Raw genomic sequence first — 20,475 nt, forward strand, 5'->3', positions numbered from 1 at the left:
TTTTCGTTATATACTAAGTAGGCCTATTTTACTTGGAAGGGATTGGAATGCGTGTCAGCACCTCTACCCGGTCAAACCCGGGCTCAAGCTTCAGCTCCCTTGAAAACAAAAGCGATTGCCAAGAAGCGCGGGTCGAGCGTATGGCTTACCTTGTCACTATATACGCTGTTTGTACTCTTCGTCTTTGGTGCCGTAGGCAGCCTCTGGTTTTTCCTGACGGAGTCCGGCTCCAATTTACGTTTCATGGCTGCCGACACCTTGATCACTACGCAGCATCGCCACTGGGCGAAATACTTAATCGGGCAGGAAGAGCTGGATAAGCGCGTAAACCGATACTGGGATCAATTTGACCGCTACTCGGAAATAAAGGATAAGCCTATCGTTCAAGTACACGCTACCGAAACGAAGGTTCAGGAACAGAAGAAGCCTTTAGTTGAGATTGAAGAAATCTCGGGAAAAAACTTTAAGGGACATCTGCTTATCGTGAACGATCCGAAAGCTCTTCGAATTGCCGTCCCTGGCAAGGCAGGAAAAGGGGAAAAGGTTACATCTATGGTGAGCCGTCTTGGAGCCGTAGCCGGAGTCAATGCCGGAGGCTTCGTAGACCCCGAGTGGAAGGGCAACGGCTTTCAGCCGACGGGTCTTGTTATGTCCGGAGGGAAGGTCTTCTATAACGATTCCGGAATGAATACCCCGATTCACATCGTAGGTGTAGATAAGGACGGTCTTATGGTGGCCGGTAAATACAAGGTTTCCGAGCTGCTGCAGATGGGCGTTCAGGAAGCGGTCACATTCGCTCCCAAATTCATTGTCAACGGCGTCGGGCAGATTAAAAATCAGGCGGACGGCTGGGGCATCGCACCGAGAACCTCGATGGCTCAGAAGGCCGACGGCACCATTATGTTTGCGATCATCGACGGCCGTCAGCCGCACAGTATCGGTGCAACCTTGTTTGATGTGCAGAATATTTTCCTCGAGCATGGCGCTGTTACGGCCGCCAACCTGGACGGTGGCTCCTCTACGGTATTGGTGCACGATAATAAGATCGTCAACAAGCCGTCCAGCGAATATGGCGAACGTTATCTTCCTACGGCTTGGCTTGTATTCGATGATCCGATGAAGGCCGCTCAGATCAAGAATATATGGGAAGGGTTAGATCCCAGCAAGATTGACCCATCCAAGTGGTAAAAGGAAAAGCCGTGGACCTTCGAGCTTCACTCGAAGGATCCACGGCTTGCTTATTGAAGTATTTATTTCTCCTCTTTCTCCTCTTTCTCCGCCAAAGTTGCTGCAATGGAGGCCTCAGCCGTTTCAACCGCATCATCCTTGGTGCGACGCCACGATTTCACTTCTTGCCCCAGCTGTCCCGCTACATCCTTGGCTTTATCTACGATTTCCGATGTTTGACGGCTGACGGATTGGGCGGCCGTTTGCGTCTTTTCGCTGATCGCAGTAGCGATTTGCTTTGATTTGTCGACCACATCGCCCGCCACCTGTTGTGTTTTCTCACTGAGCTGCTGGCAGCCTTCCTTGATGTCCGATCTCAGCTCACGCCCGGACTTCGGCGCGAACAATAATGCGGTTACCGCTCCAAGTACACTTCCTACAACTGCCCCAATGACCAAATCCTTGTTTCTTTTGTCTGTCATGCTTCCTCGCTCCTTTATTGTTGATCCGCCTCTGATCGCATCTTATCCTCTGCTTTTGCCTGTCGATAAGACTGCCACCTGTTCCACAGTTGCATTCCGGTTGTCGTCAACTCCATCAGGTCGTTTACGGTCCTTTGCCCGTTATGTACCGACCTTTTTGCCTCCAATACCGTATCCGTCACCGTCTGCGATAGAAGCTGAACGGATTGGGAGACGCGATTCACCGTCTCTCCCGTTTCCTCTACCGCATCGAAGAATCTGTCGGTCGCTTGAAGCTTCCCTTGCAGATCCTCGAGCAATGTTGTAGACAACCGGATCAACTGCATCGATTCGGTCGTTGTCTGGGCCAAATGCCGCTCCATCTCGTGCAGCGCTTGATCCGCTCGCTCGAGCTTGCTTTGAGCCGTTCGCAGCAAGCGCACCAGGTAGAACGATACGACTGTAAACGCCGCCGCACTGACACCGATGCAGATTTGCCATAACATGACCATCACCTCCGCTGGATATCGGGTTGCTGCTTCAGGGCGAATGCCTATGGGATACTACAGTATAAGTAGGCGCAGCTTGTTTTGACACAAGAAGCAATAAAAAAATCCGACCCCTTAATTCGGGTCGGATGTAACACGATGCAAATAGGCTATGATTTGATCGACGGCATCATCGGGAGTCACCGCTTGGATCGTATCGGATTCAGCGGCATATTGATCGGTAGCATGCTCATACCTTGGATCATAATAGTATTCCAGAAGCAGACTCACCGCCTCGCCAAACTGGTTCATCAGCATATGACGCTCAATTTCCGCTGCAATTGGGGTATGAATCCGTCTGCGGATATGCTCAAAAGCAGCAAGGCATTCCTCTTTATGCTCTCCCGGAGAATAATCATCTAGAATATGCTGAATTCTTTGCTCCTGTGGCATCTCGACAAATACTTGACGTCCCTTCTCCTTGGCTTCCACCAGGAATTCCGGCATCACTGCTTTGCCGATTCGCTTGCTCTCCGCTTCCATAAGAATGTAGGGGGAGTCGTTTAGCCTAAGCAGCTCTTGCACCAGTAACGATTCAAACGACTTCTGATTGTTCGGCTTCATGCCGATTTGCCCGAAGATCGAGCCCCGGTGGCCGGCCAAAGCTTCTACATCCAGTACGGGAAACCCTTTGTCCGCCAGCTTGCGAAGAATAAGCGATTTGCCGGTTCCGGTATATCCGTTGATGACGATCATACGGGGCTTCAGCTCAAAATGGGCAAGGGTATCGACAACCCATTGTCGATACGCTCGAATGCCTCCCTGTAGTCGATAGACCCGTATCCCCATAAGTGACAGCAAGGTAGCGGAGGTTTTGCTCCGCATGCCCCCACGCCAGCAATATACCGCCTTCCTCGGTTCGATCGATTCAAACTCTTTAATAAATCGGGGCAGCTTCGCAGAAACGATTTCCAAACCGCGATCCTTCGCCGCTTGAATGCTATTTTTCTTATAAATGGTCCCGATCTCCGCCCTCTCTTCATCCGTAAAGAGCGGAATATTAAGACTGCCGGGAATCGTAAAATCATGAAATTCCCCGGGAGAACGGACATCCACAAGGGCTAGCTCCCGTTTCTGCTGCAGCTCTAGAAGTTCCTGTATCGTGACGTCCTGAAACAAGGCTTGTCTCCCCTTTAGCCAAAATTACAATGATTGGACTATACGTATTTGACCTGGGTGCTCAGCAACGGCCTCGCCGACCAGACTGGCTTCGACGCCTGCCTGGACGAGGTCGCTAAGAAGCGCTTCGGCCTTCTCTTCCGCTACGGCAATCAGCAGCCCGCCGGAAGTGACCGCATCACAGAGAATATATTGGTCGATCTGATCGATCCCATCCTCGAAGCTGATCGTTCCTTCCAAGTGGGCAAAGTTGTTCTTTGTCCCGCCCGGAACAAAGCCCGCTTCCGCCAGCTCGCGCACTCGCGGAAGCACAGGAACCTGAGCCCTTCCGATGCGCAGGCCCACACCGCTGCCCTTCGCCATCTCAGCGGCATGACCAAGCAGTCCGAAGCCGGTAACGTCCGTACACCCATGCACCTCATAAGGCTCCATAATCTCCGCAGCCTTCTTATTGAGTGTAGTCATAACACTAGTGACTCTGGCTACCTCATCGGCGCTGAGCGCATCTTTCTTGATTGAGGTCGTCAGGATGCCTACCCCAATCGGCTTCGTCAAAATCAAGCGGTCGCCCGGTTTCGCGCCGGCATTCGTTTTGGCTTTGGACGGATGCACCAGCCCTGTAACGGCCAGTCCGAATTTCGGCTCGTTATCGTCGATAGAATGCCCACCAACAAGGGTGGCTCCCGCTTCCCTTACCTTATCTCCCGCGCCTCGCAGAATGTCGGCCAACACGCTCTTATCAAGCTTTTTGATTGGAAAGGCGACGATGTTAAGCACCGTAAGCGGCTTTCCGCCCATCGCGTAAATATCGCTAAGAGCGTTCGCTGCCGCGACCTGCCCGAAAGAGTATGGATCGTCAACAATCGGTGTAAAGAAGTCTACCGTCTGTACCAGAGCAAGCTCCTCCGTCAGCTTGTATACGCCCGCATCATCACTGGTGTCCAAGCCTACAAGCAGATTCGGGTCCGGCTCCGCCGGAGGGAGCGTACGAATCACCTGCTGAAGATCCGCCGGTCCGATTTTGCACCCGCACCCGCCTTTCGAGGATAGGGACGTTAATTTAATGGGTTCACCTGTTTGCATGCTCATCTATCTTCATCTCCTGTTCGGTTAATTGCGGTTCATCTTGCGGGTAGATCCGGGCTAGTGCTTCCTCCGTCAACTCCTCGGGCGGACCGTCAAAGACGATCCTTCCCATGGCAAGACCAATCAAACGCCCGGCATACCGCTTCGCCAGAGAGACATCATGCAGATTCAGCAAGACGGTCATCCCCTGATCGCGATGCAGCACCTTTACCAGGTCCAGCACCTTGACTGCAGTAACCGGATCCAGGCTGGATACGGGCTCATCCCCTAGAAGCAGCTTAGGTTGCTGCATCATTACCCGGGCAATGGCCACGCGCTGCTGCTGTCCGCCGCTAAGCTCCTCGACTCGCCGTCTGGCCAGCGATTCCAGCCCTACTTGCCGAAGCGCTTCCATGGCCTCTTCTTTCTGTTTGGGGGTAAAGCTCCAGGTAACGCTTCGCCATAAGGGCATCGATGCAAACTGTCCGACCAATACATTGGTCAGCACACTTAAGCGCGGAAGCAGATGAAAGTGCTGGAAAATCATCCCGATCTCGCCGCGAAGCTTTCTCAGCTCCTTCTCCATCGTGCCGGTAACGCTTCGGCCGTTCCATTGAATGCTCCCCTGATCGGGTGTGACTAAGCGGTTGATGCAGCGGATTAAGGTGGACTTTCCCGCTCCGCTGCGTCCAAGGACAGCTACAAGCTCGCCCTGCTTGATCGTCAGGTTAATGCCGTTCAGGGCAGGGTCCGATTCACCCGGATACTGTTTGCGGAGCCCTTGAATAGCCAGCATGTTAAATCACCCGCTTTCGGACATAAGCGCCGAGGTAATCAACCGAGGTGACGAGCACCATAATGAAAACTACCTCGACGGCCACCTTCTCGTATTGAAACATTTTGAAATCGTTATAGAGCAGCTGTCCGATCCCCCCTGCCCCGACTACGCCAAGAATTAGACAGGTACGAATGGCTACCTCGAGCCGATAGAAATACTGGGAGATCACCAGCGGGATCATCTGAGGCATAATTCCATACAACGCTACTAATATCCGTGTTCCTCCCACTGATTTCACAGCTTCTTGCGGTCCGGGATCCATAGCTTCTATCATTTCCGAGATCATTTTGCCAAATACCCCCACATTGTGAATAATCAACGCTACCACGGCAGGCATGGGGTTGAGCCCGAGCGTCGGTACGAAGATGAGGGCCAGCACGATTTCCGGAACGGAGCGCAGAAAATTGAACACGACACGGAAGGAATGGTACGCCGATGGAAAGGGTGTCGTATTGCGGGCCGCAAAAAAACTGAGCGGAAGCGAAATCGCCACCGCAATCAGCGTGCTGAAGAGCGCAATCTGCAGCGTGACCACGGTTTGCCCCAATGCGTAATCCGCATCGCTCCAATCGAGGGGAAACCATTGATTCCGGACAAAATCTACCGTTCGGCCTATATCCATAAGCAAGCTCAAATCGAAGCCGACGCCGATTCCCGACCAGATCAGCAGCCCGAGAAACACGGCCAAGTAAATGATTCGTTGTTTCATACTTCCTCTCCTTGCCGCCCGCTCTCGGGTATATGCGTTCAGCTTACTTCAAGCGTCCGTCCTCGAGGGCTGCTTGGCGAACGGCGGCGTAATCCTCGTTCTTGGCCGGGATGAACGCATCCGCACCGTTAAATACATTTAGGATATCCTTATCCTTAATGCTGTACAGCGCCTCTTGAAGCTTCTTGATGTCCTGTTCGCCGACATTTTTCTCGACAGCCCAAGGGTACTGAAACAGCTGCTCGGATTGCCAAATCTTCTTGATTTTGGATCCGTCCACTTTATTTTGCTTCACCAGATTGGCGTAAATGGCGCTGTCAATGGCACCGACGTCCAGCGTTTTATTCTGAATGGCCAACGCAGTGGCATCATGATTTCCGGTATAGGTAACCTTCTTGAATTTATATTTCTGAGTCGTTTCGAACACGCCGGCCTTCTTCAGCGCCATCCCCGGTACCAAGCTTCCCGAGGTAGAGTTCTGGTCTCCGAAGGCGAAGCTGATCTTGTCCGCATTCTTAATCACATCGTCAAAGGAATTATACGGCGAGTCAACGGGAGCGATCAGGTACGAATAGTAATACGGCACCCCGCCTACCTCAATCGTGGCAATAGCCTTGGCACCATATTTCTCATGGGCTTGTACATAAGTTAAAGGCCCCAGGTAAGCCATATGGATTTTGCCCGCACCCATAGCCTCCACTACGCCGTTATAGTCCGGATAAACCTCGGCGCGTACCTTGCGGCCCATCTTCTCGGTCATGACCTGGCTCAGCTTCTCCATGCCCACCCTTGAGTTTCCCTCATTCTGAGCGGGAATGACGCCAATCAGAAATTCCTGATTTTTCGCACCGCCTGCAGTACATCCTGTTACCAGCAGTATAGCTGCCAGTATAAACACGAGTGCTCTCGTTCCTTTTTTAAGAAATATCATTTTGCTTCTCCTGCTCATGTAAGGTAATTTTGCCTAAATTACAGATTAACATAGTTTCGGTACAATGAAAAGTTCGTCGAAATATGTTAAAAAACCATCACGACCCTGTCTCTTCAGACAAGATGCAGCGATGGTTCGCCTACTGGTTTATTTCAGCTTCGCTTGAATGACGTAAGTGCACTTCGAGCCGCCCTTCGCGAGGCATTCCGTTCGTTCCACCTCGGCGCTCAGCAAGCTCTGGAACATATCCAGCTCACATTGGCATGCATGATTGAATTGATTGGCCACTTGGGATATCGGACAGTTATGCTCGTGAAGCACGTACTGCTCTTCTCCGGTTTGTTCCCAATTTACCATATAGCCGTTGGCATTCTGAAGGTCAGCCAGTTCTTTGACCCGTTCGGCCAACGCTTTGCCCGACATGCGCTCAGTATATCGGCCGATCAATTTATCCTTTCGGCGATCGAAAAGCCGGTCGACTTGCCCTTCGCCTGCCTCGGCCACCAGCTCGTCCAGCAAATCCAGCGTAAGGGAATGATACTTCTTCGGAAACAGATCGTCCGCGTTCGCGGTCAGCGAGTACAGATGTGTCGGCCGCCCCATGGCTTGCCGGACCAGCTTCGTTTCGATTAAGCTATCCCTCTCAAGCGTACTCAAGTGTCTGCGAACTGCCATTTCGGTAATACCCAGCTGTCTCGCCATCTCACTGACTGGTAAAGCGCCTCTCGTCTTAAGCATGGTTAGTATGACTTTGCGTGTGGACGCATCGGGCTCTTGATTCATGCCGGTATTCACCGCCTTTACAGGGACTTTTCCTCTAAGCTGCGGCAGCTGCGAAACTGCTGATACCGTTATTTTAAACGAAATCCGGCAATAAGTAAATTATGATACTAAAAAGTATAGAAAGGCAATTTACACCATCTCCCGGCTGATAAAAGCAGGCACGGCTTGAGCCAGCTCCTCCAGAACGGACGGCAGCTGCAAGACGAGCGGATGCAGTCCTTCCCTGGCATAGGTCGCGTAATCCTGTACCAGCGGCCGGCGTAGTCCGACCAGCTCCTTCAGCACGGCGGCAGTATTCGCACCGAAGACTTTCTCGCCCTCTAAAATCTCCACAATATCTTCATAGCTGCTGGCATCACGCATCATAAAAGCATCGATCAGCAAGCTGCCGATATCCGTTACCGTCTCAATGGCAAGGTGCAGCGTACGCTCCTGTGCGAGCTGGATCAGCAGTCCTTTCTGCCCAAGATTCCACTGATTGGCCAGCTGCTCGCAGGCCGCCGTAATGACAGGAATAAACTGCAAACGAATATCAATCTGTTCATGATTCACATAGTACATCGCTTATCTCCGTTTCTTCCTTCTCCACTTAGACCATAAAAGGATGGCCGGGAAGGAGAGCATCAATAGAAATATCAACAGGACCGCCTGCATTAAATACTCGTAGCTCATGTTCGGTTAAAGGCTCCTTTGCTCAGCTTGTCTGATCTTGCGATTGCGCACGGTGGTAGGCCCAATGGTTGGTCGGCCCGTGTCCGGCCCCAATGCCAAGCTCATAACGGATAGCCAGCGTAATAAACCGCTTGGCCGTATGAACGGCCTCCAGCAGGGGCCTGCCCTTCGCCAGCTCGGAGGTGATGGCCGCTGAGAAAGTACAGCCTGTGCCGTGAGTGTGGCGGGTCTCGTATCGCTCTGCCGTCAGGAGCTCAAAGCGTTCCCCGTCGTACAACACATCGGTAGGCGCCCCGTCGCTGTGTCCGCCCTTGACCACCGCAGCTTTCGCTCCCAGCTCTCGGACAAGCCTGACCGCCGCCGCCTTCATTTCGTCAACTGAGTGAATGCTGAGCCCGGTTATGACCTCCGCTTCCGGAATATTCGGAGTGACGACCGCAGCTAACGGAATCAGCTTCGTCCTAAGCGCATCCTGTGCGGTCGATGCCAGCAAACTGGCGCCGCCCTTGGCGATCATCACCGGATCTACAACCAGCTTCGACAGCTTGTACCCCTTCACCTTACTCGCTACCAGCTCAATGACCTCCGGCTGGGAGAGCATCCCCGTCTTGGCAGCATCCACGCCAATATCCGTGAACACCGCATCGATCTGCTTTTCGATCCCCTCCAGAGGAATATCGTAAATGCCGTGCACTCCAAGCGTATTTTGCGCCGTCACCGCCGTTATCGCCGAGGTGCCGAACACGCCTAGCATCTGGAACGTTTTCAGATCCGCCTGAATGCCTGCCCCGCCGCCGCTGTCGGATCCGGCGATTGTCAATGCTTTATAGGTCACACTCATTCCATGTTCTCCTCCCCTATGCCTCTATCCATTCCCCGAAGCAAGCTTCCATACACTAGCTCTAAGTTTATAGTTCCCGCCGAACAGCGTCAAGAAAAAGACCCATTCAGCGCAGCCTGCAGCCTTCCTCACAGGTTTCCGCTTTTTTAGTGATCATTTTATGACAAACCTCAAGAAGCCTTTGACGCAATAAAGGCTCGGGGGGTATGATGAAACTACGAAAACTACGGCAGGAAGTGTTGGTTTATGCGCAAGCACGCGCTGCATGTGTTGACGACAGGTCGGCAGGAGCTCGCCGAGGTGTCGGCGATTTTATCCGGCATCGATACGTCGCTGATCGATGCCTTTCACGTGCGCGAGAAGCAACGCGGCGCACGCGAGCTCTTGCACTGGCACGCCCGGCTCAAGCCGCTGCTGCCGCACACCGCGGTCGTCTTGAACGACCGCGTCGATGCGGCCCTGGCGGCTCCGGCGGATGGCGTGCAGCTGGGCTACAGCAGCCTCCCGGCTGCAGCGGTGCGGCAGCTTGTGCCGCGCGGCATGCGGGTCGGCTGCTCGGTCCATGAGGCCGAGGATGCGGCGGAGGCGGCCCGTCAGGGCGCCGACTACGTGATCTTCGGCCATGTGTATGCGACGGGCTCGAAGCCCGGCCTCGCGCCGCGTGGCATAGGCGCGCTAGCGGAGGTCGTGGCGGCCTCGCCCGTCCCGGTCATCGCCATCGGCGGCATCGGCCTCGCCGAGGTCGACGAGGTGCTGTCGACCGGCTGCGCCGGGATCGCCGTCCTTTCCTCCGTGCTGCTGCATTCGGAGCCGGCTGACCAGGTCGCAGCTTATCGGGAACGACTGGACTCCTCCAGCCATAAACCCAAGAAAGGTTGGTTCTCATCATGAACGTAAATGCATCAGCAATCGTCATAGGAGGAGGCATTATCGGCTCCTCGATAGCCCATGAATTAGCGAAATCGGGGATGAAAGTCGCCTTGCTGGACAAAGGGGCTGTCGGTCAGGAAGCCTCGACAGCGGCAGCCGGCATGCTCGGCGCACAGGTGGAAACCCACCATCCCGGCGCCTTTTACGAGCTGTGCACGAAGAGCCAGGAGCTGTACCGCCCATGGTCCGAGGAGCTTTTTGCCTATACCGGCATCTCGCCGCAATATATAGATGAGGGTATTTTGCGAGTTGCATTGACAGAAGAGGATGAAGCGGAGCTGCGTGGGCGTCTTACTTGGATCCGGCATGCGCAGTGGGTCAGCCCGGAGGAGATTCGCCGCAGGGAGCCGCAGCTGACGGAAGCGGTTCGTGGCGGCCTGTGGTTCGATCGTGATCATCAGGTGCACCCGATTCATCTCATGCAGGCCCTTCGGGCCTCTCTCGTGAAGCGAGGCGTAACGATTCGGGAATGGACGCCGGTGTTCCGGCTGCTGCAGAGCCAGGGACGCATTACAGGCGTACAAACCTCCGAGGGTCCGCTCTATGCGGATCATGTCGTGCTGGCAGCCGGTGCTTGGAGTCCTGCACTCACAGAAGCCTTCGGTATGCAGCTTCCAATGTTCCCGGTACAAGGACAATGCCTCTCCATCCGGACCGAAGCGCCATTGCTGACCTCTACTGCATTTACAAAGGGATGTTATATCGTTCCCAAGCAGGACGGAAGCTGCATTGTTGGAGCAACACAGGTGGAAGCCGGCTTCGATAAGCGCTCCACGGCAGAGGCTATTGCCCGGCTGCAGGACAAAGCCGTCCAGCTGGTTCCGAAGCTCAAGGAAGCGGAATTCCTGCGCACCTGGACGGGACTGCGCCCCGGCTCCCGCGACGGTCTACCGTTCCTCGGCACCTGGGAGCAGCTGCCTGGGCTCGTGTTCGCTACGGGGCACTACCGCAACGGAATTTTGCTCGCCCCTGTCACGGCGGTGTTAATTCGGGAGCTCTTGACCGGCGGCAGCACTTCACTTAATCTGGAGCCGTTCTCCCCCGAACGGGCAGCCGAAGCCGCTAAGGCGCGAGCTACTTAAACCGGGCCAGCAGCGCCCATTTGCGCTCATGTCTGCGCTTATAACGAGGAAGTCCACGGTATAGTTCCAATGTTTCCCGGAACGCCCGGAGGGCTTCCTCTTTGCGTCCGAGCCGGCTGTAGATGAGACCCTGACGGTAATACGCCTCGCAAGAGGAGGAGTGCACCTCGCGGAACTCTTCCAAGTACCTTACGGCCTTCTCCGGATCCTCCTCGGCATACGCCTCGCCCAAGCGCAAGTACGGCTCTCCATATTTCACCCTCGGATTTCGCTCAAGCGCACGCTGAATCAGCTGTTCCCCCTGCTCCAGATTCCCCAGCTTCAGCTCACAGATCCCCAGCTCGCAAAGCACCTCGGCGGAATCCTCCATCACCGGCAGTACCTGCTCGAGCAGCTCTTTGGCCTGCCCATACTTTTTTTGCTCCATATAGATCCTGGCTATATCCAGCTTGGTGGTGTTGCCGTGCGGATTCATACGCAGCTCTTCCTTGAGCCGCGCCATTCTTCTCCCTCGGCTTATAGGCCTCAGAATGCTGGGTGTTAGCCCTACGAAGCGCCGTTCCAGCATATACAATATGATCAAAAGAACAATCAGTGCAACAAACGGATTCCCTGTCACCCACCAAAGAATAGAAAAAATAAATATTTTACTCAAAGTCATCTGATCCTTTCTTGTAAGTTAACTCACTGTATCATACCACAAATTTCCATGTGAAAGTTAGCGCCGCCGCGTATAGATGTTTCTTTAACCGGACATTCTAATTATTGTCGATGGGGAATCGCCAAGTGGTAAGGCAACGGACTTTGACTCCGTCATTCCTAGGTTCGAATCCTAGTTTCCCAGTCAAGCTGCACAGGAGAACACTTTCCCGGCCTATGGGGAAAGTGTTTTTCTTTGTGAAACCTCCGTGAACGTGCAGGAAAACCCGTACCCATCAGCGAATGAACTGTGGAATGCACTTTGGTCAGGGGGAAGCAGGCAGCAATGAGTAATGAAAAGATGAATAAGTGGGGCCAGACCCGCCGTATGGGGAAAGCCAAATATGTAATGTATTACGGAGTGTTGCTTTGGGGAGTTTCGTTTACCGTTCTCACAACCGCCGTCGAATGGATGACTCAGCAATCCTTTACGGGCTCGTGGCTGACCATCCGTCTTCTGGTATTCAGCGTCTTGGGATTTTTCATAGCAAACTTCGGTTGGGAGCGCAAGGAAAAACAATGGATCAGCAGCCAGCCCAAACCTGCAAAGAAGCAGCATTAAGCACTCCCCGGACGGGGGACCGTTCATGGGAGTAGCCAAATTCCAAACGGTAAGGATTTCGGATCTCCCAGGTACGGATCTTTCCTTCCGTATAGCATATATAGAGTGTGCGGTGTCTGACATTACTATTGAAGCCCTGGATAAACGGACGGTGCCGAATTCAGGCTTGTTTGGGATTAACGGCACGTTCTTTAACATGTCTACGTATGACGTTCTAGGCATTGCCATCCAGGACGGTAAAGCGGTGAAGCCTTATTCCGCTTCCAACGGCATGCAAGGAAACCGTTGCCGAGGGACCATTGTTAAGTGGCAAGAGGGGCGGCTAGAGAAGCATACGCTCTCCCATATTACGGAGCTTGGCGAAATTAGGCAAATCCGATGGGCAATTGGGGGCATCAGTCTCCATTGCGACAGAGCCTATGATCAGGCGGAATATTACGCAGCCATACGAGGGCAGGAAGGTGCCGCTTATATCAACGATACAGTCGGTGAACAGGATCATATTGAACCGGTGCTCCGCCCGCGTACAGCTATCGGGCTCAAGGATGACCATACCCTGCTGCTGGTTGTAGTGGAGCAGGCGACGCCCTGGCAGACACGCTTAATTATGCAACGGCTCGGCTGCTGCAGTGACGTTTCGCTGCTGCTGGACGGAGGCCGCTCTTCAGCCTTTCGAGCTATGGCACATGACGGTTCCATCGTTTCATGGCATGGAAACGGACTCTACCGTGCCAGAAAGGTGCAAACGATGGTAGCCGTAACGAATGCAACCTGGATATAACATTAAAAAAGACCCGAAGCAATACTTGTCGCGAAGCCGCGAAAGGTGGTTGCCGAGGGTCTATCGGTGTCATGCCCGTATCGTTTCCGCTTCTTTTTGGACCTTCGCCTCGCTAAGCATACGGCGAACATCCGCACGAACGGTTCCGTGCGTCAATACTTGCTCCGTAAAGTCGGCTCGGGTTGCCGGATCGCCGAGCAGCTTCTCCGTTACATCCTCATAAGCTGCATGAAGATCGTTGTCATACCAATCCAGCTCGCGGTTCGCATCATTCTTGAGCAGCAAAGAAAGCTCATAGTCCTTCTCATTCGCTTCCGTTAGTATGGCGATATACGGATTCTCCTCGCCGGCAATCTTCACTTCAACATCAGCACATAACGTATCGCTCCGTTCCAGCACCCGCTTACACACCGCATCTACGACGGTCAGCTTTTTGTCCATATGGGTCACCTCTTTACCGTTAATTAGCTATGTTAGTGTTCCGCCCCCGGTGGAAAATATGCGGGCAGCTCTTCCCCTCATGCAATATCTTAAAATTAAGATTTGACATCTGATTTATATTTTAGTATATTTACTTACGAAATGTAAGTTTTATTCTTCTTTCATACTTAGGAGGTTGTATTCATGTCTAACGTATTATTCATCAAAGCCAACGGCCGTCCCGCAGAGCAGGCCGTAAGCGTCCAGCTTTACAACGCTTTCGTTCAATCTTATCGTGAGCAGAACCCGCAAGATCAAATCACTGAGCTTGACCTGTTCCAGGTAGAGCTTCCTTATTACGACGTGAATATGATCAACGGCATGTTCAAGCTGGGCAAAGGCTTTGACCTGACGGCCGAAGAGAAGCAAGGAACAGATGTTGTAAAGCGTTATCTGGATCAGTTCTTGGCAGCGGACAAAATCGTTATCGCCTTCCCGCTCTGGAACTTTACGATTCCTGCACAGCTGGTTACCTATCTTCACTACCTGTGTCAAGCGGGCATTACGTTCTCTTACACTCCTCAAGGGCCTGTTGGACTGCTTTCCGATAAAAAAGTGGCTCTGCTCAATGCACGCGGCGGCGTTTATTCCGAAGGCCCAATGGCTAGCCTGGAAATGTCTCTGAACTACGTACAAACGATCCTTTCCTTCGTTGGCATTAAGAATGTGGAAACCGTGGTAGTTGAAGGACATGGCCAATTCCCTGACCGCGCAGGCGAAATTATTCAAGAAGGCGTAACCAAAGCGGCAGCACTCGCAGCCAAGTTTTAAATCCCGCACAGAGCTTCGCACCTTTCTTCCGAGAGGCAGCGAAGCTTTTTTCATTAGAAAAAGACCCGTAATCACAAGGATTACGGGCCATCAAGGATTTATATATACAAAAAGGGGGTCGATAATTAGTATAACCCGGCAACATGAATACAGGATGAAAAACAGATTACATTTATGTTACAAACCATCCTATGACGTTTGCGGAGCTTCATTACGCCGTTTCATCATCCACTGGGCAAAAAACAGCAGCACTTCATTATTCACCAAGGCAATCCCAAAGCCGAAAATGCCGAACATCAATGAAAATTGCTGCTCCGGTGATGCAAATACACGGGCCCACCAAATACAAGCACCGACCAAAATGACAATATTAAAGAAGGATCCAATGAGAAACGACAGCCCCAGTTTCCCTGTTTTGTACATCGCCCAGATCCCTGCTACTCCTGTGAGCACAAAGCTTGCACCCATAATAAGCCAATAGATTGTATCGTATGTCAACGCGGGTCTCCTCCCCATTCCATGCTTGTCCCCTGCTACCCCACCAAGAGTACCATGAAAGAACTATGCATTCAACCGACATTCTGCCAAATTCGCAAAAATGACACAGTGTACAATGCCTTTGGCTGCGCGTATAATGGAATCATCATGAAGATCAAGGAGGTGCCCTGCATGGCACTGAGCAAAGCGAAGAAAACAAGATTAAAGCAAGCTAGAGAAGGGAAACGCAGTCCGGAGAGCAATCGATTGCATTGGAATGGAATTGTTCCAGTGGAACGGGTCACACCTACCCGGGATGAACGACTACGCAAACAAGAGAATAAACACAAAAAGAAATGGAACCGAACTCTTGACACGAGTGACGGTTCCATTTTTGATTCTAGCCCCGTTGGATCCTTCCGTCAGTAAGCCTCTTCTCTTACCTCATCCTGCGAAAGTCCTACATTTATATATTGGTAAAATGTTAGTATTCTATCATTCATTTCCATATGCTGGTATGTTACGATAGTGCTGATCGTTATTAAAGGAGGCTTTCTCAAATTGTGTTGTTCGTTATTGCCCTTGTCGTCTAAATATTACAATTTACCGGAAAGCCAGCAGTCCCTCCTCTACCACGAATATTATCAATTCGTCTACCCTTATATCTATCAATCGTTACGTGACCATGCGGCTACAGAGGATGTTATCCATGAGGCGCTGCTTCGTACCATCGATAGGATGCCGGATTTTCCAGAAGAAGCACGAGTCCGCGCCTGGATCAGGACTACGGCTCGTAACTGCAGCATTTCCTATTTACGTAAAAATAGACGAGGGCTTCCCGCGGAGCAAGAGCTTGAATTCACAGTGACCAGCGGGCAGGATGTTGCCAAAGAGGTTGAACTGAAGCTGCTTTCCCAAGCGGTGATGGAGAAGCTTTGTGATCTGAAGCCCGATACCCGCACCATTTTCGAGCTTCGCTGGAGAAGAAATTTAACCTACAAGGAGATCGCCGAGCATATTCGCATCCCCGAAAATACGATCCGTTCCAAGCTGCATCGGGCCAAAGCCTGGCTGCGGGAAGAAGTAGCGAGCTATTGGTAAAAAGCTTCAATCGCCCATGGATAGGCATCCGTGGGTTTTTTGTCTATTTATCATGAATCCTAAGACTCGTTCATAGAATGCTAGTATCCTGCCTGCGAAAGGAGCCCTTCGCCGATGGAGCTTATGATCGAGTTTTTCATGTGGCTGGTGCTGTTCGCCTCCATTTTGATCTGTTTTTCCACCTTACTGCTGGAGTTTATTCTTAAAGATTCTACAAACTATGATATGGAATTTTTGTGGGAGCATCGATATAGCTTACAGGATTTGCATCTGGATGAAAACCGTGAAGACAAAGAGATTACGTAATTTTGTCTTTACGAAACCCATGATCTTGATGCCAAGCCGCAGCATAAAGCTGAACGTATCCTGCCATCCTAGGTAATGCAGTTATCTTATCTCATAAAGGAGTGCTTTCCGATGAGCCATCAAAAACGACGTCAAGAGGCCGCTTGGAAAAGCCGTAAGCAAGCTCAGCACCCCCATGGGAAAATAAAATCGCTGCACGAGTATGCCGAGGATTACGAAGCTCAGCACAAGGATCAGCAATAATGGAAAAAGCTCCTGGAAGTTGTCCTTTTATTAGGATCAACTCCGGGAGCTTTTTTCTACTTGCGTCTGGCCAGCTGCTCCTGTGCCATTCGGATCATCTCGCGAACCATGGTGCCCCCGATTTGCCCCCCGACCTTGCCGGCTTGCTCGGTGGTCAGGTTTTGATTTCCTTCCGGGCTGAGCGGTATTCCCAGGTTGCGTGCAACCTCGTATTTGACAAGATCCGGTCTGGCCGGATTGGTCATGTAGCCTTGACGTCGCATAACCTCGGCTTTGAATTGATCGAGTCCATGCCCTGCGCCCGGCACTACCGGCCGTCTTCCGCTTCTTCTAGCCATTACATCCGCCTCCTGTTATCAGCTTTCCCTGCCTGTCCCTAGAATAATTCAATTTGAATTAGAAAATCATATGACCGTTAGCTGTGAGAACCATTCTTGCTCGGGAAGGTGACGGATCATGAACAATAGCAATAGTATCGCTTCTTTGGCGGAACGCAGCACGTATGCTGTGGAACTGGCGGATTCATTGGACGGAATTGATGCTGTATCTACAACCCGGTTAAACGAGCTGTCTATAATGCTTCGTGAAGTTGCAGCGCAATTGAACGGCTTTCCTTTCATTGAACAAATATCAGGCCAGACTCTGGAGCAACGCAGAAAGCAAGTGACAGAGCTTAGAGCCTGGTGTGTACAATGCTCGAAGGATACCGATATGTTGATGGAGCAAGCTGCGGATTATTACCGTTCGGCAGTTATTGGGGACAAGGACGCATTTGAAACGCTGGAACCTGAAGTGCAAGCTCAGGCTCAACCAAAAGCCTATGAAGCGAAGCAGGCATTTCAGACCCTAAAGCAGTTAAAGGACGTTATTACTCATATGACCAGCGATCTGCTTGATTTCAACGGACAGCTGGATCATGCGCACCTGAATTCCTTACCGAAACAGGATGTAGGAAGCTTTGCCTACGAAGATAATGTCCCTGCACCATCCGATCTGTCCCCATGACCCGAAGAACCACTCTCTAAGGAGTGGTTTTTGTTTTTATTTCCATTGCTTATGAATGACTGTTTGGTTATGATGGGAACATATATTCGCATTTAGTTGGATTGGAGAATCTTATGGGGAAAAAAACCGTTTTTGAGCCTATACAGGCTAAAACAATGCTTACTGCCGTCAAATCTTCGGCCATGCCTTTTGATTGGTCATTGAATCCATATCGAGGCTGCCAGCACGGCTGCAGCTTTTGCTATGCACGTTCAACGCATTCCTTCTTAGGGATGGAAGCGGACGATACCTTTCAACATCATATTGTATATAAAGAGAACGCGGCGGAAGCATTGCGGCTGCAGCTCGATAAGTGGAGGCGGTCTAGAAGCGGAGTTCAGCGCGAAGTCGCGATCGGAACCGCAACGGATCCTTATCAGCCTATTGAAGCCAAAATGAAGCTCACCAGGCAATGCTTAGAGCTACTGGCTGAGTACCAAGTTCCCGTCAGTATCACAACTCGGTCCCCCCTGATTCTGAGGGATCTGGATGTATTAAAGCAAATGAACATCACCTCCATTAACATAAGCATAAATACTTTAGATCCGTCTGTGTGGCGAAACCTTGAGCCCTTTACACCTTCCCCTGCATTGCGATTGGAAACCGTAAGCCGGCTGGTCAAAGAGGGTTTTCATGCGGGGATCTTTATGGCACCCATTCTTCCCTTCTTAACGGATGACGAGGATTCCATGGAAAGCTTAATCCGATCCGCCTCCGAAGCCAATGTAAAATTTGTCATGAGCTCCATTCTTCGGCTAAACACTTCGGAAGTAAAAAGCTGGTTCTTTCAGACGCTCAGAACCCATTATCCCCAATATGTATCCGGCTACGCGCAGCTCTATCAAGGCTCCGTATATGCTAAGAACTCCTATCGTACGGAAACCAAAGCACGGATTCATCGTTTATTCTCGAAGTATCGGATTCCGGTTAACGAGCCTTTCGAACGTAAGGCTGTACCCGTGCAGCATCAGGAAGAGCCGCCCGTACAGTTGAGCTTTTCTTTCTAGATAAGAGGAAAGGTCTCTCTGAAGGAAGAGAGACCCTTGTTTACAGTACTATGATATCGGCGCCAAATCCTTCTTCTTGATCATACATCAGCTCTATCGTCAGTCGGTCTGGTGGGAACAAGTGCTGCCGGGACAAGTAGTCCCCCGTACTATCGATGATGTCTTCCTCCGTTAGATGGAGGGGACCTTTTGTTCGGTCCTTCCATGTAACTTCAGCCGTAATTCCTATACTGTGCTGGAAGCGAAGCTCCGCCTGAACATCCATCGGATCGGTTCGATAGCGATCCGCTCCCCAACGGCATACCGCATCAATCAAATCCTGCTCGCTGAAGCTTATCTTCATCTTCTCTGACCTCTTATTAGACGGAATAACCGGAATAAGAAGTAAAGAATCACACCCCAGAACAGAAGGCCTACTATCGAAAAGCCGCCCCCATATCCATAGCCTCCAAAGCCAAAAGGGTTCAACAAGCTGCCAAGCAGCGTTCCGGCAGCAAAGCCCCCAAATAGCCCGCCAAGCCCGAAGCCTCCCCCTCGGTTCCCGTAGGATGGGTTTGTTGAAGGATTGGTTACACGGTTGCTTGGGTTCCTAGGACCGGTGGTATAGCCGGTGCCCGGAGTAGCGGCGGGAGAGCGCGTAATTCCGCCTCTGGCTCCGCCGGAAAAGGTGCCCCTACCGGACCGATAAGCATTCTCTCTCAGGGTAGCAGCATCCGTGCTTTCCGCGGGAGGGTGGGGCTGTTCAGTAGCTGTTGTATTACTGGATACTGCCGCTATGGTATTTGCTTGGATACACAGCAAGAATAAGACGAAGCACAAGCAGGTAACCGTTATTTTTTTCATAGGATATAACCCCCTCCAATGCCGCTGTACTCATGTGATGTAGTATCCTACCGGAATTGTGGATTTATGATTAGCAAATAAACGCAACGCAAAAAAAGAGCCCTCCGGCTTACCCGAAGGACTCTTGCTGCTAATGGACGTGCCCTGAGAGATTCGAACTCCCGACCTTTTGATTCGTAGTCAAACGCTCTATCCGGCTGAGCTAAGGGCACATGAATGCGCGTAGAGGGACTTGAACCCCCACGGTCTCCCGCCAGATCCTAAGTCTGGTGCGTCTGCCAATTCCGCCATACGCGCGCATGAAATAATAAGTGGTGGAGGCTGATGGATTCGAACCACCGAACTCGTACGAGAACAGATTTACAGTCTGCTGCGTTTGGCCACTTCGCTAAGCCTCCGTATGAACCTATGGTGCCGCCGAGAGGACTTGAACCCCCAACCTACTGATTACAAGTCAGTTGCTCTACCAATTGAGCTACAGCGGCATGATATGAATAGCGGCAGAGGGGATCGAACCCCCGACCTTACGGGTATGAACCGTACGCTCTAGCCAGCTGAGCTACGCCGCCATGTTAAGGTACTGCTACGGAGAGAGAGGGATTCGAACCCTCGAGACGCTTGTGACGCCTACACGATTTCCAATCGTGCTCCTTCGGCCTCTCGGACACCTCTCCATGGTTTTGGGGTCCCCACAAAGTAATCGGAATACTCTACAGAGCTTCTCTTCACTTTGTGGGGTATATTAGCTCCCCGAACAGGACTCGAACCTGTGACAACTCGATTAACAGTCGAGTGCTCTACCAACTGAGCTATCAGGGAATAATGGTGGAGCCAAGCGGGATCGAACCGCTGACCTCCTGCTTGCAAGGCAGGCGCTCTCCCAGCTGAGCTATGGCCCCATATTACAAGGCTTGCACCTTGAAAACTGGATTCGAAACAACGCTCCGACAATCTCATTTTATCACTCCGTTGTGCTTCGCACAAAGTCGCTCCCAAACGAGATGTCTTCGCTAGC

The 20,475-nt window shown here is 51.8% G+C and carries 28 protein-coding genes and 9 tRNA genes; 13 read left to right on the plus strand and 24 right to left on the minus strand.

The window, feature by feature from the left end; translation table 11 throughout:
* Positions 1 to 99: 99 nt before the first annotated feature.
* Entirely contained in the window at positions 100 to 1,188 is a 1,089-nt protein-coding gene (locus QMO62_RS10920) for a phosphodiester glycosidase family protein (protein WP_284641001.1), read from the plus strand.
* Between the two features lie 62 nt (positions 1,189 to 1,250).
* Here QMO62_RS10920 and QMO62_RS10925 read toward each other — a convergent pair whose 3' ends face one another.
* From QMO62_RS10925 to thiD, 10 genes are all read right to left on the minus strand, one after another.
* A complete protein-coding gene (locus QMO62_RS10925; RefSeq protein WP_284641002.1) occupies positions 1,251 to 1,649 on the minus strand; it encodes a YtxH domain-containing protein in 399 nt (132 codons plus the stop codon).
* A gap of 14 nt (positions 1,650 to 1,663) precedes the next feature.
* A complete protein-coding gene (locus tag QMO62_RS10930) occupies positions 1,664 to 2,134 on the minus strand; it encodes a DUF948 domain-containing protein (protein WP_284641003.1) in 471 nt (156 codons plus the stop codon).
* A gap of 117 nt (positions 2,135 to 2,251) precedes the next feature.
* On the minus strand, positions 2,252 to 3,295 hold the full coding sequence (mnmH, locus tag QMO62_RS10935; RefSeq protein WP_284641004.1) for a tRNA 2-selenouridine(34) synthase MnmH: 1,044 nt from the start codon (positions 3,293 to 3,295) through the stop codon (positions 2,252 to 2,254).
* Positions 3,296 to 3,319: 24 nt separating this feature from the next.
* Positions 3,320 to 4,378: a selenide, water dikinase SelD gene (gene selD, locus QMO62_RS10940; protein WP_284644920.1), complete on the minus strand. Its 1,059-nt coding sequence runs from the start codon at positions 4,376 to 4,378 to the stop codon at positions 3,320 to 3,322.
* Positions 4,365 to 5,156 (minus strand): phosphonate ABC transporter ATP-binding protein, encoded by a 792-nt coding sequence (gene phnC / locus QMO62_RS10945; RefSeq protein WP_284641005.1) that lies wholly within the window; start codon positions 5,154 to 5,156, stop codon positions 4,365 to 4,367. The genes selD and phnC overlap by 14 nt, the downstream gene beginning before the upstream one ends.
* A gap of 1 nt (position 5,157) precedes the next feature.
* Positions 5,158 to 5,907, minus strand: coding sequence for a phosphonate ABC transporter, permease protein PhnE (gene phnE / locus QMO62_RS10950; protein WP_284641006.1), 750 nt, complete (start codon positions 5,905 to 5,907; stop codon positions 5,158 to 5,160).
* A 43-nt stretch (positions 5,908 to 5,950) separates the two neighbouring features.
* Positions 5,951 to 6,838, minus strand: a complete 888-nt coding sequence (gene phnD / locus QMO62_RS10955; RefSeq protein ID WP_284641007.1) for a phosphate/phosphite/phosphonate ABC transporter substrate-binding protein — start codon at positions 6,836 to 6,838, stop codon at positions 5,951 to 5,953.
* A 147-nt stretch (positions 6,839 to 6,985) separates the two neighbouring features.
* Entirely contained in the window at positions 6,986 to 7,621 is a 636-nt protein-coding gene (locus tag QMO62_RS10960; protein ID WP_284644921.1) for a helix-turn-helix transcriptional regulator, read from the minus strand.
* 129 nt (positions 7,622 to 7,750) lie between these two features.
* Positions 7,751 to 8,182 (minus strand): DUF86 domain-containing protein, encoded by a 432-nt coding sequence (locus QMO62_RS10965; protein WP_284641008.1) that lies wholly within the window; start codon positions 8,180 to 8,182, stop codon positions 7,751 to 7,753.
* Positions 8,183 to 8,315: 133 nt separating this feature from the next.
* Positions 8,316 to 9,134 carry a bifunctional hydroxymethylpyrimidine kinase/phosphomethylpyrimidine kinase gene (thiD, locus tag QMO62_RS10970; RefSeq protein WP_284641009.1) on the minus strand — a complete coding sequence of 273 codons (819 nt, stop codon included), beginning with the start codon at positions 9,132 to 9,134 and terminating at the stop codon, positions 8,316 to 8,318.
* A 246-nt stretch (positions 9,135 to 9,380) separates the two neighbouring features.
* Between thiD and QMO62_RS10975 the strand changes: the two genes are divergently transcribed.
* Both QMO62_RS10975 and thiO read left to right on the plus strand, forming a co-directional pair.
* Complete coding sequence (locus tag QMO62_RS10975; RefSeq protein WP_284641010.1) at positions 9,381 to 10,025, plus strand: thiamine phosphate synthase; 645 nt, start codon at positions 9,381 to 9,383, stop codon at positions 10,023 to 10,025.
* Complete coding sequence (thiO, locus tag QMO62_RS10980; protein ID WP_284641011.1) at positions 10,022 to 11,146, plus strand: glycine oxidase ThiO; 1,125 nt, start codon at positions 10,022 to 10,024, stop codon at positions 11,144 to 11,146. The genes QMO62_RS10975 and thiO overlap by 4 nt, the downstream gene beginning before the upstream one ends.
* Here thiO and QMO62_RS10985 read toward each other — a convergent pair.
* Complete coding sequence (locus tag QMO62_RS10985) at positions 11,139 to 11,807, minus strand: tetratricopeptide repeat protein (protein WP_372516667.1); 669 nt, start codon at positions 11,805 to 11,807, stop codon at positions 11,139 to 11,141. The genes thiO and QMO62_RS10985 overlap by 8 nt on opposite strands.
* Before the next feature lie 111 nt (positions 11,808 to 11,918).
* Here QMO62_RS10985 and QMO62_RS10990 point away from each other — a divergent pair.
* The 3 genes from QMO62_RS10990 to QMO62_RS11000 all read left to right on the plus strand — a co-directional run bounded on the left by QMO62_RS10990 (position 11,919) and on the right by QMO62_RS11000 (position 13,188).
* Positions 11,919 to 11,990, plus strand: a tRNA-Gln gene (locus tag QMO62_RS10990).
* Positions 11,991 to 12,131: 141 nt separating this feature from the next.
* Positions 12,132 to 12,407: a hypothetical protein gene (locus tag QMO62_RS10995; protein ID WP_284641013.1), complete on the plus strand. Its 276-nt coding sequence runs from the start codon at positions 12,132 to 12,134 to the stop codon at positions 12,405 to 12,407.
* Positions 12,408 to 12,432: 25 nt separating this feature from the next.
* The gene (locus QMO62_RS11000; RefSeq protein WP_284641014.1) at positions 12,433 to 13,188 is read left to right on the plus strand and encodes a phosphodiester glycosidase family protein; all 756 of its coding nucleotides are present in this window, start codon (positions 12,433 to 12,435) and stop codon (positions 13,186 to 13,188) included.
* A 69-nt stretch (positions 13,189 to 13,257) separates the two neighbouring features.
* Here QMO62_RS11000 and QMO62_RS11005 read toward each other — a convergent pair whose 3' ends face one another.
* A complete protein-coding gene (locus QMO62_RS11005) occupies positions 13,258 to 13,629 on the minus strand; it encodes a hypothetical protein (RefSeq protein WP_284641015.1) in 372 nt (123 codons plus the stop codon).
* Positions 13,630 to 13,812: 183 nt separating this feature from the next.
* Here QMO62_RS11005 and QMO62_RS11010 point away from each other — a divergent pair, with 183 nt between their 5' ends.
* Entirely contained in the window at positions 13,813 to 14,439 is a 627-nt protein-coding gene (locus tag QMO62_RS11010) for an FMN-dependent NADH-azoreductase (protein ID WP_284641016.1), read from the plus strand.
* Positions 14,440 to 14,628: 189 nt separating this feature from the next.
* Here QMO62_RS11010 and QMO62_RS11015 read toward each other — a convergent pair whose 3' ends face one another.
* Positions 14,629 to 14,937 carry a hypothetical protein gene (locus tag QMO62_RS11015; protein ID WP_284641017.1) on the minus strand — a complete coding sequence of 103 codons (309 nt, stop codon included), beginning with the start codon at positions 14,935 to 14,937 and terminating at the stop codon, positions 14,629 to 14,631.
* 171 nt (positions 14,938 to 15,108) lie between these two features.
* Between QMO62_RS11015 and brfA the strand changes: the two genes are divergently transcribed.
* The 4 genes from brfA (at position 15,109) to QMO62_RS11035 (ending at position 16,566) form a co-directional block, all read left to right on the plus strand.
* Positions 15,109 to 15,345 carry a ribosome rescue factor BrfA gene (gene brfA / locus QMO62_RS11020; RefSeq protein ID WP_284641018.1) on the plus strand — a complete coding sequence of 79 codons (237 nt, stop codon included), beginning with the start codon at positions 15,109 to 15,111 and terminating at the stop codon, positions 15,343 to 15,345.
* Positions 15,346 to 15,498: 153 nt separating this feature from the next.
* Positions 15,499 to 16,017, plus strand: a complete 519-nt coding sequence (locus tag QMO62_RS11025; protein WP_284641019.1) for an RNA polymerase sigma factor — start codon at positions 15,499 to 15,501, stop codon at positions 16,015 to 16,017.
* Between the two features lie 114 nt (positions 16,018 to 16,131).
* Positions 16,132 to 16,323 carry a hypothetical protein gene (locus QMO62_RS11030; protein WP_284641020.1) on the plus strand — a complete coding sequence of 64 codons (192 nt, stop codon included), beginning with the start codon at positions 16,132 to 16,134 and terminating at the stop codon, positions 16,321 to 16,323.
* A gap of 111 nt (positions 16,324 to 16,434) precedes the next feature.
* Positions 16,435 to 16,566, plus strand: coding sequence for a DUF6254 family protein (locus QMO62_RS11035; RefSeq protein ID WP_284641021.1), 132 nt, complete (start codon positions 16,435 to 16,437; stop codon positions 16,564 to 16,566).
* A 56-nt stretch (positions 16,567 to 16,622) separates the two neighbouring features.
* Here the strand turns inward: QMO62_RS11035 and QMO62_RS11040 are convergent, their stop codons facing one another.
* Positions 16,623 to 16,904, minus strand: coding sequence for an alpha/beta-type small acid-soluble spore protein (locus tag QMO62_RS11040; protein WP_284641022.1), 282 nt, complete (start codon positions 16,902 to 16,904; stop codon positions 16,623 to 16,625).
* A gap of 118 nt (positions 16,905 to 17,022) precedes the next feature.
* Here QMO62_RS11040 and QMO62_RS11045 point away from each other — a divergent pair, with 118 nt between their 5' ends.
* Together QMO62_RS11045 and QMO62_RS11050 are read left to right on the plus strand one after the other, a co-directional pair.
* A complete protein-coding gene (locus QMO62_RS11045; RefSeq protein WP_284641023.1) occupies positions 17,023 to 17,571 on the plus strand; it encodes a hypothetical protein in 549 nt (182 codons plus the stop codon).
* 200 nt (positions 17,572 to 17,771) lie between these two features.
* Complete coding sequence (locus tag QMO62_RS11050) at positions 17,772 to 18,617, plus strand: SPL family radical SAM protein (RefSeq protein ID WP_284641024.1); 846 nt, start codon at positions 17,772 to 17,774, stop codon at positions 18,615 to 18,617.
* A 40-nt stretch (positions 18,618 to 18,657) separates the two neighbouring features.
* On the opposite strand, the gene QMO62_RS11055 is transcribed toward QMO62_RS11050, so the two are convergent.
* The 10 genes from QMO62_RS11055 to QMO62_RS11100 all read right to left on the minus strand — a co-directional run bounded on the left by QMO62_RS11055 (position 18,658) and on the right by QMO62_RS11100 (position 20,359).
* Entirely contained in the window at positions 18,658 to 18,960 is a 303-nt protein-coding gene (locus tag QMO62_RS11055) for a DUF2653 family protein (protein WP_284641025.1), read from the minus strand.
* On the minus strand, positions 18,957 to 19,460 hold the full coding sequence (locus QMO62_RS11060; RefSeq protein ID WP_284641026.1) for a hypothetical protein: 504 nt from the start codon (positions 19,458 to 19,460) through the stop codon (positions 18,957 to 18,959). Before QMO62_RS11060 ends, QMO62_RS11055 begins: the two co-directional genes overlap by 4 nt.
* Positions 19,461 to 19,598: 138 nt before the next feature.
* Positions 19,599 to 19,672 (minus strand) — tRNA-Arg (locus QMO62_RS11065).
* A gap of 5 nt (positions 19,673 to 19,677) precedes the next feature.
* Positions 19,678 to 19,757, minus strand: a tRNA-Leu gene (locus QMO62_RS11070).
* A 15-nt stretch (positions 19,758 to 19,772) separates the two neighbouring features.
* Positions 19,773 to 19,858, minus strand: a tRNA-Tyr gene (locus QMO62_RS11075).
* 11 nt (positions 19,859 to 19,869) lie between these two features.
* Positions 19,870 to 19,945, minus strand: a tRNA-Thr gene (locus QMO62_RS11080).
* A 10-nt stretch (positions 19,946 to 19,955) separates the two neighbouring features.
* Positions 19,956 to 20,029 (minus strand) — tRNA-Met (locus tag QMO62_RS11085).
* Between the two features lie 17 nt (positions 20,030 to 20,046).
* Positions 20,047 to 20,134 (minus strand) — tRNA-Ser (locus QMO62_RS11090).
* A gap of 72 nt (positions 20,135 to 20,206) precedes the next feature.
* A tRNA-Asn gene (locus tag QMO62_RS11095) sits at positions 20,207 to 20,279 on the minus strand.
* A gap of 4 nt (positions 20,280 to 20,283) precedes the next feature.
* Positions 20,284 to 20,359, minus strand: a tRNA-Ala gene (locus QMO62_RS11100).
* Positions 20,360 to 20,475: the final 116 nt, after the last annotated feature.

Source organism: Paenibacillus silviterrae, from assembly GCF_030167925.1.
Classification (GTDB): domain Bacteria; phylum Bacillota; class Bacilli; order Paenibacillales; family NBRC-103111; genus Paenibacillus_G; species Paenibacillus_G silviterrae.

Coding starts and splice junctions, on each gene's coding strand:
- QMO62_RS10925 (WP_284641002.1), bottom strand. CDS start 1,649: ATGACAGACAAAAGAAACAAGGATTTGGTCATTGGGGCAGTTGTAGGA.
- QMO62_RS10930 (WP_284641003.1), bottom strand. CDS start 2,134: ATGTTATGGCAAATCTGCATCGGTGTCAGTGCGGCGGCGTTTACAGTC.
- selD (WP_284644920.1), bottom strand. CDS start 4,378: ATGCAAACAGGTGAACCCATTAAATTAACGTCCCTATCCTCGAAAGGC.
- phnC (WP_284641005.1), bottom strand. CDS start 5,156: ATGCTGGCTATTCAAGGGCTCCGCAAACAGTATCCGGGTGAATCGGAC.
- phnE (WP_284641006.1), bottom strand. CDS start 5,907: ATGAAACAACGAATCATTTACTTGGCCGTGTTTCTCGGGCTGCTGATC.
- phnD (WP_284641007.1), bottom strand. CDS start 6,838: ATGATATTTCTTAAAAAAGGAACGAGAGCACTCGTGTTTATACTGGCA.
- QMO62_RS10960 (WP_284644921.1), bottom strand. CDS start 7,621: ATGAATCAAGAGCCCGATGCGTCCACACGCAAAGTCATACTAACCATG.
- QMO62_RS10965 (WP_284641008.1), bottom strand. CDS start 8,182: ATGTACTATGTGAATCATGAACAGATTGATATTCGTTTGCAGTTTATT.
- thiD (WP_284641009.1), bottom strand. CDS start 9,134: ATGAGTGTGACCTATAAAGCATTGACAATCGCCGGATCCGACAGCGGC.
- QMO62_RS10975 (WP_284641010.1), top strand. CDS start 9,381: ATGCGCAAGCACGCGCTGCATGTGTTGACGACAGGTCGGCAGGAGCTC.
- thiO (WP_284641011.1), top strand. CDS start 10,022: ATGAACGTAAATGCATCAGCAATCGTCATAGGAGGAGGCATTATCGGC.
- QMO62_RS10985 (WP_372516667.1), bottom strand. CDS start 11,807: ATGACTTTGAGTAAAATATTTATTTTTTCTATTCTTTGGTGGGTGACA.
- QMO62_RS10995 (WP_284641013.1), top strand. CDS start 12,132: ATGAGTAATGAAAAGATGAATAAGTGGGGCCAGACCCGCCGTATGGGG.
- QMO62_RS11000 (WP_284641014.1), top strand. CDS start 12,433: ATGGGAGTAGCCAAATTCCAAACGGTAAGGATTTCGGATCTCCCAGGT.
- QMO62_RS11005 (WP_284641015.1), bottom strand. CDS start 13,629: ATGGACAAAAAGCTGACCGTCGTAGATGCGGTGTGTAAGCGGGTGCTG.
- QMO62_RS11010 (WP_284641016.1), top strand. CDS start 13,813: ATGTCTAACGTATTATTCATCAAAGCCAACGGCCGTCCCGCAGAGCAG.
- brfA (WP_284641018.1), top strand. CDS start 15,109: ATGGCACTGAGCAAAGCGAAGAAAACAAGATTAAAGCAAGCTAGAGAA.
- QMO62_RS11030 (WP_284641020.1), top strand. CDS start 16,132: ATGGAGCTTATGATCGAGTTTTTCATGTGGCTGGTGCTGTTCGCCTCC.
- QMO62_RS11035 (WP_284641021.1), top strand. CDS start 16,435: ATGAGCCATCAAAAACGACGTCAAGAGGCCGCTTGGAAAAGCCGTAAG.
- QMO62_RS11040 (WP_284641022.1), bottom strand. CDS start 16,904: ATGGCTAGAAGAAGCGGAAGACGGCCGGTAGTGCCGGGCGCAGGGCAT.
- QMO62_RS11045 (WP_284641023.1), top strand. CDS start 17,023: ATGAACAATAGCAATAGTATCGCTTCTTTGGCGGAACGCAGCACGTAT.
- QMO62_RS11055 (WP_284641025.1), bottom strand. CDS start 18,960: ATGAAGATAAGCTTCAGCGAGCAGGATTTGATTGATGCGGTATGCCGT.
- QMO62_RS11060 (WP_284641026.1), bottom strand. CDS start 19,460: ATGAAAAAAATAACGGTTACCTGCTTGTGCTTCGTCTTATTCTTGCTG.